This window comes from Limibacterium fermenti (assembly GCF_041902845.1).
GTDB lineage: Bacteria > Bacteroidota > Bacteroidia > Bacteroidales > Dysgonomonadaceae > Limibacterium > Limibacterium fermenti.
Genome location: NZ_CP159486.1, coordinates 3,096,908 through 3,113,176, shown reverse-complemented (window position 1 = coordinate 3,113,176; position 16,269 = coordinate 3,096,908). Strand labels below are relative to the sequence as shown.

Annotated in this window: 7 protein-coding genes; all 7 read right to left on the bottom strand. The window is 42.6% G+C overall.

Annotated elements, in window-relative coordinates:
- Positions 1–20: 20 nt before the first annotated feature.
- Positions 21–773, bottom strand: coding sequence for a hypothetical protein (locus ABNK31_RS13490; protein WP_418893016.1), 753 nt, complete (start codon positions 771–773; stop codon positions 21–23).
- 3 nt (positions 774–776) lie between these two features.
- Positions 777–4,937 (bottom strand): hypothetical protein, encoded by a 4,161-nt coding sequence (locus tag ABNK31_RS13485; RefSeq protein ID WP_418893015.1) that lies wholly within the window; start codon positions 4,935–4,937, stop codon positions 777–779.
- 428 nt (positions 4,938–5,365) lie between these two features.
- Positions 5,366–9,247, bottom strand: a complete 3,882-nt coding sequence (locus tag ABNK31_RS13480; RefSeq protein ID WP_418893014.1) for a PKD domain-containing protein — start codon at positions 9,245–9,247, stop codon at positions 5,366–5,368.
- Positions 9,248–9,316: 69 nt separating this feature from the next.
- Positions 9,317–10,318 (bottom strand): FimB/Mfa2 family fimbrial subunit, encoded by a 1,002-nt coding sequence (locus tag ABNK31_RS13475; RefSeq protein WP_321579680.1) that lies wholly within the window; start codon positions 10,316–10,318, stop codon positions 9,317–9,319.
- 7 nt (positions 10,319–10,325) lie between these two features.
- On the bottom strand, positions 10,326–11,720 hold the full coding sequence (locus ABNK31_RS13470) for a fimbrial protein (protein WP_418893013.1): 1,395 nt from the start codon (positions 11,718–11,720) through the stop codon (positions 10,326–10,328).
- 207 nt (positions 11,721–11,927) lie between these two features.
- Positions 11,928–14,390 (bottom strand): hypothetical protein, encoded by a 2,463-nt coding sequence (locus tag ABNK31_RS13465; protein ID WP_418893012.1) that lies wholly within the window; start codon positions 14,388–14,390, stop codon positions 11,928–11,930.
- A 15-nt stretch (positions 14,391–14,405) separates the two neighbouring features.
- Positions 14,406–16,265 (bottom strand): OmpA family protein, encoded by a 1,860-nt coding sequence (locus tag ABNK31_RS13460; protein WP_418893011.1) that lies wholly within the window; start codon positions 16,263–16,265, stop codon positions 14,406–14,408.
- Positions 16,266–16,269: the final 4 nt, after the last annotated feature.

Here is a 16,269-nt window from a genome sequence, read left to right as displayed (position 1 = left end):
AGAGGTTTTATACGTTTATTTTACAGTGAATTCATGCTCAATCGTAGACGAGGTATCTTTATATGTAAATGCTCCCCCCTTGAAGTCCCGGGATACCCTAACTGTACTTCTGTGATTTTGGGCGTGGCATCTTGGTAGGTATAATCCGGATCGCATAAATATTGTTCCACAATACTCCAATTCTGTTCGCCTTTCTTTAAATCTCTCAAGAGGTCGTCCGATTCTTTCAATCGGTAGAGCGTATATTTGCCTTTCATTTCGCCCATTTCGTTGACCGATCCCAGGGCTTCGTATTTGTAGTTGCCCAATGCAAAATTAAATGAACCGGCGAGGGTATCATTTTTAACTTCCAGCCGTAAATTATGAGCTACATACGCTTCTGACGGAACGAACGTGATCTTCCTTCCTTTCCCTTTTATAAATTCGCTTTTTCTTTTCCACTTGAACTTTTCGCAATTGATCACGACGGGCCCGTTTATTTTATCGTGGGCGAATGTTGCGGTAACATTCTCCGAACCCGACCACAAACTCCGCTCGGTTTTCTCCATGGACCATTTCCGGGTAAATTTTCCGTGTTTGACTTTTTTACCGTTCGCATCCTTGTAATATTCATACCGTATTTTGCAACCGGTATTCCGGTCTTCGAATTCTTCCACTTGAATTTTCTGTTTTGAACTTTCTTTTTTATTCTTTTGCTTATCCGGCATACCTCCCGAATAACAAAGGGTGGTAAATAATGCGCCAACTATCAGTAAAATAAATCTATTTTTCATATTTCATTTATTAATAAAATTATCCATATCGGTCGGGTAAGATGAAAATCGGGTATGAGCCGATAGCGTGATTGACAATCCATTTATCTTTTCTACTTTTAATTTTCCTGAAATCGTTCTTACTTGAATCAAGAAGATTCCTCCGCGTAAGGATACCCGGTGTGTATATTCGGTGAAATTGACCGAATGTGCCGAATGCACCAAGCGTCCTTGAGAATCATATATATAGATAGCTCCTATATTTTCGTCTGACGTGATTTTTAATATTCCCGAACGGTAAAGGATGTTTATTCCTTCGTCAGCATCATTTTTCCGAACGGTTTCGTTAGTCAGTTGCAAGACAAAGCGATTTTTATCGACCGATTGTTTATCCAGCCCCGAAGCCCGTTGTGTAAACGTATACACCGGATTGCGAGCGATATCTTGCTTTATATTCAAATACGTGTCTTTTAGGATAGCTTTTGCCCCGGTGGACGCGATAAACGCGGGTATATTCCCGAACTCGAGCGACAAACGCGAGCGGGTGTCGGATGTTTTCACGCCGATCGTCACCTCTTTTTGTCCCGGCGTATAATGTTGGATCAGGTTTGCAGCGTCTTTTTCCGAATCGATAAAGAAGACTTCCGGCGTTGCATGCCCTTCCGGCAGAATCATTTTCCGTACTTCCGGCGAATTTCCGTCTTGATTATTTTGTAATACGGCGGCATCGCCGGAGGCGGCACCCTCTTTCAGCAGTTGCAAAGACAGACTGTTGCCAACAGCTCCCGCGTAAGATGCGCGCGCCGTCGTCGAAGCGGAACGCGTATTCGTCGCTGTCAAAGGAAAGGATACGGTCGATGCTCCCGGTGAGTTTAACGTAACGATAAACGCTTTCCAGGCAGGAATAATAGGACTACTCTCATCGAATTTATGTTGCTTCCATGTTCCATCATCCGACAACAATTTATAACCTTGATCTCTAATTATCGTATTTGAATTTTCGTAGGCAAAAGCTTTGGCATCTATATCTGCTAAAAACGGATTGCCAATCATTATCTCTTTTGTTTCCCCTACAGCATGCACAGTCATTTTATAGATATTGTCTGCGGGCAGTTCATACTTTCCTGTCGCCACATTCTTTGTTTCGTATATGAAGCGATAAGCCTCATTACTCCGCTCCATTGAGCCCACAGGAGAGTTAAGCAGTTTCAACGTCTTCGTATCGAAATAATAGAAAGAGCTCTTTTTTGACAAGGCATCGTAGTTGTGCCCGGGATAATCTTTGTTTTCGAAATAGGGAATTTCAAGAACACCTTTTAATCCATCCAGATTTTCCTGATTTTTATAACCTGTTTTACCGGATTGATATCCCGCCATTTTCACCGCAATGGCGTTATTGTTCTCTACAAGATCTATATTGTTCTCCGGAAAAGACTTAGACAAATCGCCTACTTCCACTAATCCACCAGGATTAGTGACTTTCTGAAACTGACTTTGCCACGAGAAAGGACGCCCTGCCAGAGAAAAATCTCCCGAAGCCATCTTCTTTAACGGTGCAGCCAATATATGCCATGTATTACGCGATAATTGCCGACCCTCTTCCCAATGTGTTGTCGGAGTATCACTCTTATAATATCCCCAGTTATACTGAATAAACGCTCTGTTGTATTTCAGTTTATGTTGATAATGCAGTTGGCTGCCATAGTGGAAAACGATCTCATCCGCTTCGGGCTCTCCGTAAAGCGATCGGTCGGTATTCTTATCGCTTAATGAAGGATATACCTTTGTTTTCTCACTTCCCGGAAGAACGACCCGCGTACATGGCGCAGGAACGGCTGATATATTATCTCCCATTGTCGCACTTTTTGCCCAATTGTTTCTATTATTCCAATTGCTGTTTTCGGCATCGGTTCTCCAATACATCACGGCCGGTGCCACAGACAAATAAGGCAACGTAGCCGTGATATTCAACTGGTTATTTACTTTCGCCTGAAACACATATCGCCCCGCATCACTCAATTTCAGGTCTGTGAGCGTTGCTTCTTTTTCGGTAGAAAACTCTTTGGATGCAGGGGTAGGGGTTCGCCAACTGAATGTCACCTTATCGTTGTGAAGTTTTTCATCCGCTTGAAATAATACCTCTCCACCTTCACATTTACGATAACCGTCTGCCCATGCCAGCTTACCGAGCGGAATGTACATAAACGCATCGGTTGTATTTTCCACGTTTTTATCATCACACACCCGGTGAAACGATCCTCCGTTACCGGCATCGTTGACACGGATGATCAGTCCTTCCGCCGGCAACCACTTCTTGAAATTCGGAATATCGAAATTGAGCATTATGGTCTCTCCAATCGCAATGTCCTTGTCGTAGTCATGCGTGTAAATGATGGCAGGCGCTTCCACTTTTTCTTTATACACTGTAATCTTCATCGGTTTAGGGAGAACGGCGTCGCCGCTATTTTTCACCTTGACGTTGGTAATATGCAACACATCCGTATCGGCATTGTAATCGTAGACGACACTCTCGGGTTCCAGAAAATCCGCTCTCGGAGCCTTATAAAAAGGCACGCCGTCGCCACTCAATGATGTTTGTTGCTGCAGGAAACCATTGTAAGGATATACATCGTCCGCTGTGCCTAGCACCTGGTCTGGCCCCGCGAACGTCATTGCCGGATTCAACTGATACTTGGGGATCGTCAGGTCTTCATTTACGTGTACGGCATTATACCCGTGTTGGTTCCATACTGTACGGGCTGGCGCCCAATCATTTTTTTCTCCGGAGAACCAATAGAGGCGGACATCTGCGTATGTTTGATCTTTTACCGCTCCCGAAACCAAGATGTCTGCATGACCATCCCGGTTAAAGTCGACGACTATCGGATACTCGGAGTGGGTGGCGGAAAAACAAGGAAATGTTTTCCGATTACTGCCGTCTGTCCCTTCAATAATGCGTAAGTCGGTCATATCTCTATAGACCAATTCGGCTTTCCCGTCCTGGTCAAAATCGAACATCGATAAGGTCGTTCCTCCCGACGCATCGCTTGTTATCACATTCCATGTTTGTTTGAGCCTATCTTTGACATTTACAGCATTGCCATCATAATCAAAACGGACGAGTTGGTTTATATAAGAAAAAAATAATTCGGGATGCGCATCTTCATCCACATTCCCGATAAACACACGGGAGCCACCTCCTGCTTTTACAGACGGAGATGCCGGACCGGCAATGATGTTACCCGTTGCTCCGTTCCATACCGTTAATATCGGGAATCCGGTAGAAGACTCGTTTCCGTTCTTGATCACCACTACGTCTAATTGTCCGTTCCTATCAATATCGGCTACCGAAACAAAACCGTCATCCACTCCTGTAGCTTGAGATAATATAACAACTGTGTTTTTTGAAGCATCATCAGGATCATTGATCGTCACCTTATATACAGTATTGCCGGTTACCACTTCCAAACGTCCGTCGTTATTCATATCTGCTAATGCTGGCATATACATCGGATTCTGAGTATTCAAGAACCGGTATCCTCTGCCACCCACGAGCAGGCTGGCCACCAATTTACCGTTCGAAGCATTAAAAATACGGTCGCCGGCCAAAATCTCCGGTATTCCGTCGTTATTGATATCGCCCGCCACCAAACTGATCGACGCATCTTTTACGGAGGTGGTTTTATCATTAAAAATCGATGCATTAGAAGTCCACACTAATGTACCGTCGGACTTATATGCCTGAAGTTTATATTTAAGGTTATTATCCTTATCCTCCCCATCAGTCGCGATAATAATCAACGCATGCGTATCCGTAGGTTTGAGTCTTAGCAAAACAATGGGAGTAGCCGAATTACTATACATACTCGGCGTTGATATGCTTTTCTTCAACTTTAATTCGTTATCGAAAATCAATATTTTATTGGAATGCGTATAAGTCCCCGAAGTAGTTTTGTTTGAAGTCACAACTTCCGATTTTTCATCGCCATCGATGTCTCCTACGAACGGTTGGGCCAGGATATGCACTTTATCTTCTCCTGTAGCTTCCTCACTTTTTCCCTTTTCAGCGGGTTGCCAATTAGTTGTCTCAGGGTTCACATAACAACCAACATCTTCAACGTTATCAGGTTGCTCGCTGACAAACACCTGCTTTTCGATCGCGATGTCTTTATTTGAATCCTTCACCGTTAATGTTATTATTTTTACGCCGGGAGTTGTATAGGTGACCTCTACGGAAGACTTACCCGACGTTGAAGGATTGGCGTCCTCGCCAAAATTCCATGAGCAATTTGCAGGAGGTCGATTATTTTTATTAACGGAAAATGTGTATGATTTATTCTGAATCAACAGCGAAGGCACGGTAACTGTGTACCCTTTTTCATCCTCCGCATAACCCGAGAAAGAAAAAACAATAGGGACAACCACTAGTAATATTTTAAGATATATACTATTTATTGAGCTCTTGTGGCTCTTTGCATATGAAATTTCTAAACTCACTTCTCTTTCCTTTTGATTATAGTTTGCCTGTTACGAATATCCAACGTATTCGCTTCATTATAAAAAATTGTGTTATGCCGTTCGACTGTAGTTCGTATAACTACACGGCAAAATGATCAATAACCCGTTATCTTCTCTGCTTTCGATTTTCCTGAAGCCGTTTTTACCTGAACGACAAAGATTCCTCCTTTTAACGAGATGGAATACGTATATTCGGTACGACCGATCGAATGGGCCGAATAAACCAGTCGTCCCTGCGAATCATATACCGCAACGGCGTCGATAGTTTCATCCGAGGAGATTTGCAATACTCCCGAACGGTAAAATACATGAATTCCATTTTCAGAATCCTCTTGAACGGTTGTTTCGTTGCCCAATTGCAACACAAAGCGGGTTTTATCGACCGATTGTTTGTCCAATCCTGTAGCGCGTTGGGTAAACCCATACGTCGCACTGCGGGCAAGATCTTGTTTTATATTTAAGTACTTATCAACCAAAACAGCTTTGGCGCCGGTGGTAGCGGTAAACATCGGTACATTTTTGAATTGGAGCGATAGTCGCGAATGCACATCGGATGTCTTTACACCAATAGCCACTTCGTTTTGTCCCTGCCTGTAATTTTGAATCAAGTTTGAAGTTCCTTCCTCTGAATCGATAAAGAAGACTTCGGGCGTTGCATGCCCTTCAGGCTGAATCATTTTCAGGATCTCGGAAAATGAAGTATTCTGTTCATCTTGCAATATCGCTTTATCGCCCGAGAGGACATTCTCTTTCAGAATGCCCATATAAAGGGAACTCCCCATACTATGCTCAATAGACGAAGCACGTGTTGTCGAAGCAGAAAGGAGCGTATACGTAGGTACGGGGGACGTCTCCAAAGGAAATGACAACACGGCAGCGGATGCATCCCGCATAGATGAAGCTTGTTTAGAAGAAGATTTACCGGAAAGATCGTTTTTTAATGTAACAATAAACGCCTTCCAAGCAGGAATCATTTCGTTCTCCGTAAAAAACTTCTGTACCCATTGTAAGCCGTCTTCCGATAACAGTTTGAATCCAGCATCATGATCAATCACTTCATTATTGGCTTGATAAAACCCCCAAGCATGGATAGGCGAAAGAAACGGATTCCCAACCATTACTTCACCCGAATCGCTGATACTTTTCGGATTCAGGGACATTTTATAGGTGTTATCAGCGGGAAGTTGATTATGCTCCGTTTCATACACAAAGCGGTAAGCTTCATCCCCTCGCTTCATCGCGTGTACCGGGGAGTTAAGAAGTTTCAATGTCTTCGTATCGAAATAGTAGAAATTACTTATCTCCGATAAAGCATCATAGCTGTGGCCGGGATAAGATGCAGCTTTCGAACTATTCTCAAAATATGGAATTTCGATTACGCCTTTTAAGTTTTCCAAATAGGCTTGATCTTGATAACCGGTTTGAGTATTGTATTCGGCCATTTTTACCGCGATCGCATTATTATTTTTCGCAAGTGGAACTGCGTTATCGGCGAACGCCGGAAAAAACCCGCCTTCAATCACACCGTCTTGCAGTGTGGTTGTTTGGAATTTTTTCTGCCAAGAGAACGGACGTCCTGTCAGGGAAAAATCGCCCGACGCCATACCTTTTAACGGTGCCGCCAATATATGCCACGTGTCACGAAACAATTTCTGACCATCTTGCCAATGTAGAGGTTGTCCAACATTTTTATCATTTCCGTAATACCCCCAGTTGTATTGGATATAAGCGTTCTCATATTTCAATTTATGTTGATAATGAAGTTGGCTACCATATTGGAAAACGATATCCCTCGCCTCCGGTTGCCCGTAATACCTCCAGTCAGTATTCCATTCATCAAGAGATGGATACTCTTCTGCATTTCCCGGTAAATATACCTTTGTTTTGGCTGAGGGTACAACCGATATATCAGCTATGATTTTTCCTTCCCCATCTTTTACCACCCAGTTATTTTCATCATTCCAATTGTGGTTTCTCGCATCGGATTTCCAATACATCACCCTTCCATCCTGCGTTTCAATTTTTACAGGAACCTTAATCTCGGTAGAGCAATCTACAGCATCCTCATTCGTTACTTTTAATGTAATTTCTTTATCTCCAACGGTTGTATAATATACGTTTACTATATTCGGATTCTCAGTTGGCGTAGTAACAGCTCCGTCACCGAAATTCCAATCGTATGAAGCATTAAAGATATTATCCAGATCGCTGTGATCCAATTGAATCGAGAAATTGTAGGATTTATTTAGAAGCAGTTGTTTCGGAGAGTTAAGTGCGTAATTATTGAAGTTTTGCAGTTTAAGATGCGTTTCATCCTCTATTTCATAAGGATCTTGGTCTACCCATAATTTATATATTCCACTTTTTGTCGCCGTTAAATTTGAAGTCGTAGAGGTTGTACCATCAGGTAATGTCCATTTATAGGTTAAAGCATAAGGCGCATCAAATTCATAACTGTCTTTACAGTGATTTATGACATCACTCTTAAAAGAAAAAGTCCCGAATGCTGAAAAGTATCCATATAAACAAGTGCCACCGCTGCTTCCATTAAAATAACCTAAAGAAAAAGAGCCTGCGTTATTTTCTACCACACAAACACTTCCTTCCAATGGAGTAACGTTTTTAATATCCACTTTAGCATACATCCATGTTTCGAAGCCTATTTTCTGGGGACTATAACTGATAATTTTCTCTGCCACTAAATCGCTGAATGTTTTATTATTAATTTTAAATCCGTCTTTAGCCGATTCTCTGAACACCAAAAATATCGTATTATAATCCGTCAATGTCCCCTTTATAAAAGTGATACGGCGTCCCGATATGGAATATAAACTGGGCAATAAAGACCCTCCTATTTCCGCTCCTCCGGCGGATTGATGAATACAATAGACCGGATGGCTGGCTTTTACATAATAACCCTGTTGACCCTCAATTCCTTTGCCTAAATCCTTAGACCAATATTCACCGGCTTGTAATGTTTCTATCTTAACATTATCCAGATATACCTCGGTATTGTTTGTCACAGCCAGCACTCCAACATGATCATTCACAGAATTATTACCATTTGAATACCCCTTAACTAGAATATAGTTTTTTCCTAAGTTCTTTACAGGAACGAGTTGGTCACCAATCGGATCAATATTTCCTGAAAATCCGCCCGCAGAATTGGTTCCTTGAAGACAATCTTCAAACCAAGTAACGGCAATCGGTTTACCGGATGTAGATGTAATTTTTGTTCCTGTTAAACCTTCAGTAGTTCTCTCATACGCTCTCCACAAAAGAGTTTGTCCTTTCATTAGCGTTTGTTGTCGATCTGGTAAATTGCTATTACTATCAATGAATCCATTGTTGGAAGCCAATTTTCCCTTGGGCTCAATTGTAACGACTGTATTATCTTCGGTTGCTACAATCTGTATCTGTCGAAAAGCATCAACGCTATAGGTCGGACTAACATTATATTTTGTTTGAAAGGGCATATAAAATTCTTCTCCCAATGCTTTTTTTCCTTTGAGCGTGAATATTTCCTTTTGGTGGTTTTCGTGCCCATCAATTTGATAGTAAACAGATATTGGCTCATCAGACTTGATATATATCCCTTTTTTTGTAACGGTACCGGAAGAGGTGTAATCATTTTCTATAATATCTATATTGTCGCTGTTAAACTCAAATTTCCAATATTCGTTTGCTTTTAATGAACGTGTAGTATCTGTGTGAAGCGAAAAAGCTTCTTTAAAAGATTTATTTCGAGGCATACTGATAGTAACCATAGTAGGTTTATCACCTGCGGTAATCATCAAAAACGTAGGACGATCATCATGCGCGTTCGACGCGTCGGGGGCAACGAACCAAAACTCGGTATTATCGGAGTCTTGGGCATATATCGATAAAGAACAAAGAATGAACAATCCTACAAACAGTATTCTATGTAGAACGGAACGTTTTGTACAACTCCTATTTTTTGTATATGATAGATTCATAATCGTTTCTTTTTTTACTTATGTATTTACCGAGAGCGTCATTTGGAACGATCTCCCAATTGCAGTAACTCATTCGAATGTTTCCTCTTGAATAATCCAATCCTCCCAAGGTTTTACATCGATCTTAATATCCATCGATGTTTTGCCGTAAAATGTTACATTCACTTGTATAATACTGTTCACTTTCGGAACATACGGAATCTCAATGCCTTCTTTACTTTTTCCAAAATACGCCTGACCGCTTAACGGCATAGAAACACGCAACTTCAATTTGTGTGTCGTAGTATCTACTGTTGCTGAATTCTGTACTAATATCCCGTCTTCGTCGATTTTGAATGCGTCATCGCCTCGATGAGCAGGAACAATAAAATTCACCGTGTCAGCCACGCCGCTATTATTAAATTTGAAATCTTCCCTCAATGGTTTTTCTGAAAGATCCGGAGAGGTCTTATTCGGATATAAATTGCCGTCCCAATTCAAGGTGGTCGGTACATCCAACAGTTCTGCATACGCATTCGTATTTTTTCCCTCTTTAATCTTATCGAAACCGTCGTATTTTTTCAATATCACCTGTATTTTCGCCACATTTCGATATAATAGCGTGCTAAGTTTGGTGACATTATCTTTCGTTATTACCACATTCGGCAATGATACATACCGAAGTTCAGGAGTTTGAGATAAAAAGTTTCCGACATCTTTCGTCCGCCACATCGGTTCAGTATACGATGCTTTCGGCGACGGCACAATGATATTGTCCGAGATATTCTCATTGCAGGTCAATAATACCAGATTCCATGTACCTACTGCGGTATAGGTGGAAAGCGTATTATTTTCTCGCTGAACATTCAGCATTTTCTCTACAAACTTGTTACTTGTATCGAAGCGATAAATGGAGGTATTATTTAAATAATCTTCGGAAGCCGCCCTCAGTTGAAATGATACCGCAGCTTCTTCACGAGTTTCATCGGGAGAATTACTGTCGTTGCACGAAGAGAACGCTACAATAAACAGTAATGCGACTATCGCATAAGAATGAAGTGCTCGTATGTTGAATATCCTTTTGTTCATCATCTTCTGATTATTTATATATATCGCCTGTCCATGGGAACAGATTCGGCCCGACCGTTTCTTCTATTTCCAATACTCCCGCGTCCTCTTGCGCCGAAAGAATATCCGCCGTACGAAGCGAAGCGCTTTTTGTAGAATATCCCGCAATAAGATTTCCAACTCCTTTTATCGTTACATTGAGACCATATTGGTTATTTCGTTTGATAAAATCATGACCCTTCCCATTTTTTATTCCTTCTCGATTAATGGAAAGCAGGTAATATGCTTTTAATTCTTGTATATCCGTCTCGTTCGGATTTATATATTGATATTTCACACCAATCACAAAGCCGGTAGGGTAATTTTCACTTTGATTATTCTCAAAAGCGTAGAACCATAAAGGAACTTGATTATTAATTATGTCGTATTCAGGGAAGCTAAGCGGCTTATACAAGTAGTCTGCAAGTACTGCATTAGCACTTATGTTAGTTGTTTTATCTACCAGAAAATTATACCCCTCTGTGTTTCCTTGCCCGAAGTTTCCATCCGATGTACTAAATTCATCCGGGAAATACGATGAAATGTTTTTTGCATTCAGCATAAAAACTCCATCAATATAGTGGTTGAAATTGCTTGTAGGTTTCCCCGTTTCAAATTCATACGACTTAGGAAGATTAAAACTTATTTTTTGGATAGCTACCCTTGCCACCAAGCGCACCAACTCAACTTTTATCGGTTTTTTATCACCATCGAGAAGCGGTGTACCGGGACTATCGGCTGAGGGTATTCCTCCATTCTCTGTGTAGCCCAGATAGTGCTTCTCAGCACCACTATTCAGCGGTAGATTCTTAAACGACTGAGTCATTACCAAGTTGGTGTATTTCTCTTCCGGCACCTCGCCTCCGATAGGAGTTTCTCCGGAAGTACCGTCGTCTATCTTTGAACCGTATGTTTTTTGCTCACCTAATAACTCTGTACTCGTCGTAAAAGAAGTCCAATTATTGACACCGTCGAAATGGTTATCCGGAGCATTTGCAATGATATAGATATCCCGCATGCCGGCAGTAAGTTCAATATCCTTCATTTCGGATACTTCCTTATAATCTTTTCTATTTTGATCGTCTGCTGCACCGCTTAACTCGCGGTTGATGATTTTTTTCCCATCTAACTCATTCGTTCCCGATTTGAAAATGAATACCGCCAGGCTATAAATTTTCTTTTCGCCTTCTAAGTCGATTTCCGTTCCCCTCAGTCCGTTTTGAGTCTTGGTCTGTTGTGCAGAATGAAAAGATATAGACAACGAAATCTTATCGCCCGGAGAAATCAGCTTCTCAGGTTCATTTTCCGCCGTGCAGGAGGCCATGAAAGCCAAGAATGTAAACAGGCTAAAAAACAAATATGCAATATATTTACCGGTTTTGTTCATCTTTTTAACTATATACGAAAATTCATGAATGCTTCAATCGAAAAAAACTTTATACAAGATCGAAAACGGATAAAGAACGCGTTTTAAAACATCTCTAAAAGTCTTTGTTTCTCCTATGAACTCCTTTGCATGACACAAAGGAACTCATAGGATTCACAAAGGTTATGAATAAGAAAGAACTATTATCGAGACAACTTCTGCTAACTTCTATTCAACAATCGAAAATTCGGCTGACGCCGCTTTCGGTGATACAATGATATCGGGTGCGTTGTCGGGTTTGGTGATAGAGTCGATCCCGATGACTATCTTTTTCGCTCCCGAACTGTCGCGATTGAACAATACGATACCGTCTAGATTGACGGCGCTACGCTCTCCGTCGCCCAATACTCTTAAGTTATGCATATTGGTAAGGACGAAATCTTTTCCTTCCTCAGCCGTTGTCTGGGCAAGAATGGAACAGGCGATGCCGATATCTCCGCCGGTGGCATTGGTCAAGGGCTGCCCGTCGGATGCACGCAACAGGGATAGTTTGAAGAATCCCGAAACAATATTATTCATCCGCCCATGATCGCCTAACGAAGTGATGGCCACCGCAGCCGGCTGATCGATAATCAATCCCCGGCAACTGAGGATGGAGCCTTCAAAACCGACGGATGCGTCATTAATAGCGAGTATCTTGTTGAAATCAACCACTACTGTTTTAGGTAGCTCATAACGGGCGTCGGTCAGCGTATTCACATTAAACTTGCCGCCGGAAGCGCCTTTCCCGATAACAAGCCTCGGCGCCACACCCATATCGAAGTCCAACTTATCGGCGGTGCCTCTGCCGTAATTGCCTTCTACGATAATATCGGATCCGGTGGCATTGATTAATTTTTGACCGTTGGTTTTAAAAATCCCCAGCTCATACACGATGTCCCTTTCTCCTTCCAGTCCGTTCTGCGTGTTGACCAGTTTGACCAATACTTCCTGATCTTCTATGGTTCCCACGCCGATCGGCTTTACGATATAACTCTGATCGACATTGGCCAGATTCACCTCGAACATCTTTCGCCCTTCGAGCAGATTGTTCGTTTTGATGGGCACTTCGATGTCTTGTTTAATCATATAGCGTCCGGCTCCGTCGCTGGATGGTATGAAAGACAGGCTTCCCTTCACAGGACCATAATTTTCCCTTTGATTCGCCGTTCCGTCCTTTGTGAAAAAGTCGACGTGTACCGGCATGGGGGTTCCCTGTTCTGAAGTGGGGAATCCGGTGAGCGTTACGCTGAAAAGCGCGGTGATGTATCCGTCGACGGGTTTATTGATTTTTACATCGGATACATATAATCCATGGCTCATTTTTACCAACCTGTTTTTTATCCCTTTAAAAAGAATATCTCCGTTAGAGACAAACAAAACTTCTTCGAAATTGGTCGCACTACTCTCTTCCGTTGCATGCCGGTCGAACAATAATTCGCCTGCAGGAGATAACATGCAAACGCGCCCGGAGAGGCTTTCTGCCAGAAAAATTCCATTGGATGTCACTTGTACTCTATCGAAATTACCGTCTGTCGACTTCTGATAAGTCTGACGCCCGTCTTTTGCCAAACCGGTTATGGTTCCCCGTGCACGTTCATTGTCGAAACCGGCGATAACCGATTCGCCCGTAACGGGATTGATACCCATACCCGAAATAGAACCGGATACGACATATTTTTGCAGGTCTGTTCCGTCGTTTCGTAAAAGAGAATAGTAACTTTTTCCGTCGCCTCCGTTGCCTCCGACCAGTAAGTTGCCGTTGTTTGTCACAAACAGATGATCGATCGTCGTATTGGCTGACGCGGGAACGATTTCCTTACTGAATACGATATCGCCTTCCGGCCGTATCTTGATGACTCGTCCGTCGCCCATATAACTGTTCCCGATAAGGAAGAGAAAATCATCCGGGGCTGTGATCATCTTATTGATGGCAAACCCTGCGTCGGGGAATTTCGTAACGAATACCACTTTCCCTTTGCTGTCGAGGCTCGCAATCGAAGAAACCGTATTTTCGGCCGAGGTGAACGCGGCATGCACATACTCGGTCATACTGCCCAATACTTCAAATCCAATGCATGGGCCGCTCTCTTCGGAGACATACTTATAAATTTCCTGTCCTGCTTTATCAATCTTTGTTAACATTCCCAGACGCACGCCAGCAGCATTTTGTTCGTATCCGCCCAACATAAGGTTTCCGTCTTTCAGTTGGCCGCCGCAAAAGAGTTCGCTGCCGTTATTCCCGGTGTAAACATCGTTCAATACGGTTCCCGTATAGTCTATGATAACCGCTCTTCCACAACTGTTTTTTTCGGATTTACGGGACGACCAATTTTGTGATTGTCCTATGATAAGTAGTTTTCTCTCGCCTATATGGTATACATTATTTACGATGTTGAACCTTTTAGGGAGGGCTTGGGAAAATAGAATCTCGCCGTCTCTTTTCACCCACGTAACGGTCGTTTGACGGTCACTGTTCCCCACAAGAGCTACTTCGCCTTCCGAAACAGGGCAGGTGTGTTGGTATACCATATCGTTGCCGTACGTTCTGTCGTAAACCACCGGCATATACTGCGCTTTGGCATTTCCGCAGAGAAACAGAAATAGAATCGCCGAAAACGCTATTCTGATCACATTCTTTTTGTAGTTCATTCCTTTATTTCTTTTTTATTTGATTGTTGCTATTATATCTACACGTCTTGCATCTTTTGTCAACCATACAGGCTTATCCCATACTGTTGACTCCGGATTATTCAAGGATACGTCTCCCTCTAAATCGTCCAATAGGGGTATCATGCCCCTCCCGATGGTTTTCATATGGGTCTTTATACCGGACGAATTCAAATAGTTTTCGACCCTATTCGCTCTTTTTTCAGATAATTCCAAATTATATTTTTCTTCTCCGAACTCATCGGCATATCCCTCGATTAGAAAAGATTCTACACGAGTGAGATCGGCGCGCGAAATCCAATCGTCGAGTTGTTGTAAAGCTTTTCCGTTCAGGTCGAAAGAGTCAAAATCGAAGAATACGCTTAACACCGGCTCGGTAAACGTGTGTTGAGGTAATTCTTCCACACGAGGTACGCCCGAAGTTTGATCTTTTGCCGGGAATTTAAACAGGTTTGCAAAGAATAACTGATTGCCGGACACACCGCCGAAAGACATACTTGCCGTGCCGAAACTGCGATTACGGTCAAAATAATAAACATCGTCTTTATTTGACAGATTACGGTCGGAAATAATATAACCGCTGTTTTCATCGATCCGAACCATATTGAAGTCGTTTGAGACGGTATTGATCGGATAGCTGAAATGGACTAAACTTCCTACGGTAATCTCTCCGTCCACATATTCTGTACTATAGAGGTCATATCCTCCGAATCCGGTGTGGCCGTTGGAGGCAAAAATGAGCGAATTCTGAAAGATAGAAGGTGTAATTTCATCTCCTGCCGTATTAATGTAGGCCCCCAAATTTACAGGCAATCCCCAGTCGTTTTTTTCATCATCCCAATGGACAACGTATATATCATATCCTCCGAATCCTCCCGTCCTATCGGAAGCGAACAAAAACGACCGGTCGTTATTAAACAGAAAAGGATGCGAATAGGAATAGTTCTCCTTGCCGGGAAAAACTTCCGTAAACGATGACCAGCCCTTTCGTCTGGAATTGTAGCGGGAGGAATACAGTTTTGTTTGAAAAGTGTTGATGCCCTCGTCGGTTATGCCGATACTTCCTCCCCGTTCGTAATAAACGCCGGTGATGATCATATTCGACAAATCGTTCGAAAGGGAGAGCGCTCCGTTTTGCATGGCTCGGGGAATCCTGTCAAGCAGCTGACTCTTCCCCTGCGAGATCAACGGGAAATATTGGGTGCGGTGGTAAAATTTCTTGTAAGGATCGTGAAAACGGCTGTTACTCGCAGCATAGAAATATTCGTCCTGTACTTCGCCGATCCAGAACTCGGAGTTGACCGTATTCACTTCTTCCAGCGCACGCACATTGAATTCGGGAGTGCCGATAGGCAAAAATCCGTCTTCGTAATTGAGCGCATGCAAAATATTTTGGTAACGCCGGTCGGAATGATAAGCGTCGCGATAAGCATATTTTCGGGCGATCCCTATTGCTTTCATCTTCGAACCCGAATAGCGTAACGCATCGAGGTAATTGCATATATCGGATGCTTTAAACAAATCGTCGTTCAAAGCCATGGCGGCATCGTAGTGAGGTATTGCCAATGCGTATTCGAGTAAGGTTAAGTAAAGGCGGGCGGTTTTCAGATGCAATGTCGCCGAATAAGACGGGCTCAATTGAATATTGTCCTTGAATGCCGTCTCATAGATTTGCATGGCTTTATCGAAATCCTGCTGTGCGAATCTTCGATCGGCTTTAGCTTCGATACCTCTGGCTCTTCGGTCTCCTTCCGCTATCATTTTTTCATCTTGCGCGTGGGCTATAGAGGTGAAAAAGACCAGAAAGAGCGCGGCCAGGACAGAACGAACAGACACTTTTATATCATGCTTATACATATCT

What these genes read in the sequence shown, in the direction of transcription:
- ABNK31_RS13490 (WP_418893016.1), bottom strand. Translation starts at nt 773, where the DNA reads ATGAAAAATAGATTTATTTTACTGATAGTTGGCGCATTATTTACCACC.
- ABNK31_RS13480 (WP_418893014.1), bottom strand. Translation starts at nt 9,247, where the DNA reads ATGAATCTATCATATACAAAAAATAGGAGTTGTACAAAACGTTCCGTT.
- ABNK31_RS13475 (WP_321579680.1), bottom strand. Translation starts at nt 10,318, where the DNA reads ATGATGAACAAAAGGATATTCAACATACGAGCACTTCATTCTTATGCG.
- ABNK31_RS13470 (WP_418893013.1), bottom strand. Translation starts at nt 11,720, where the DNA reads ATGAACAAAACCGGTAAATATATTGCATATTTGTTTTTTAGCCTGTTT.
- ABNK31_RS13465 (WP_418893012.1), bottom strand. Translation starts at nt 14,390, where the DNA reads ATGAACTACAAAAAGAATGTGATCAGAATAGCGTTTTCGGCGATTCTA.
- ABNK31_RS13460 (WP_418893011.1), bottom strand. Translation starts at nt 16,265, where the DNA reads ATGTATAAGCATGATATAAAAGTGTCTGTTCGTTCTGTCCTGGCCGCG.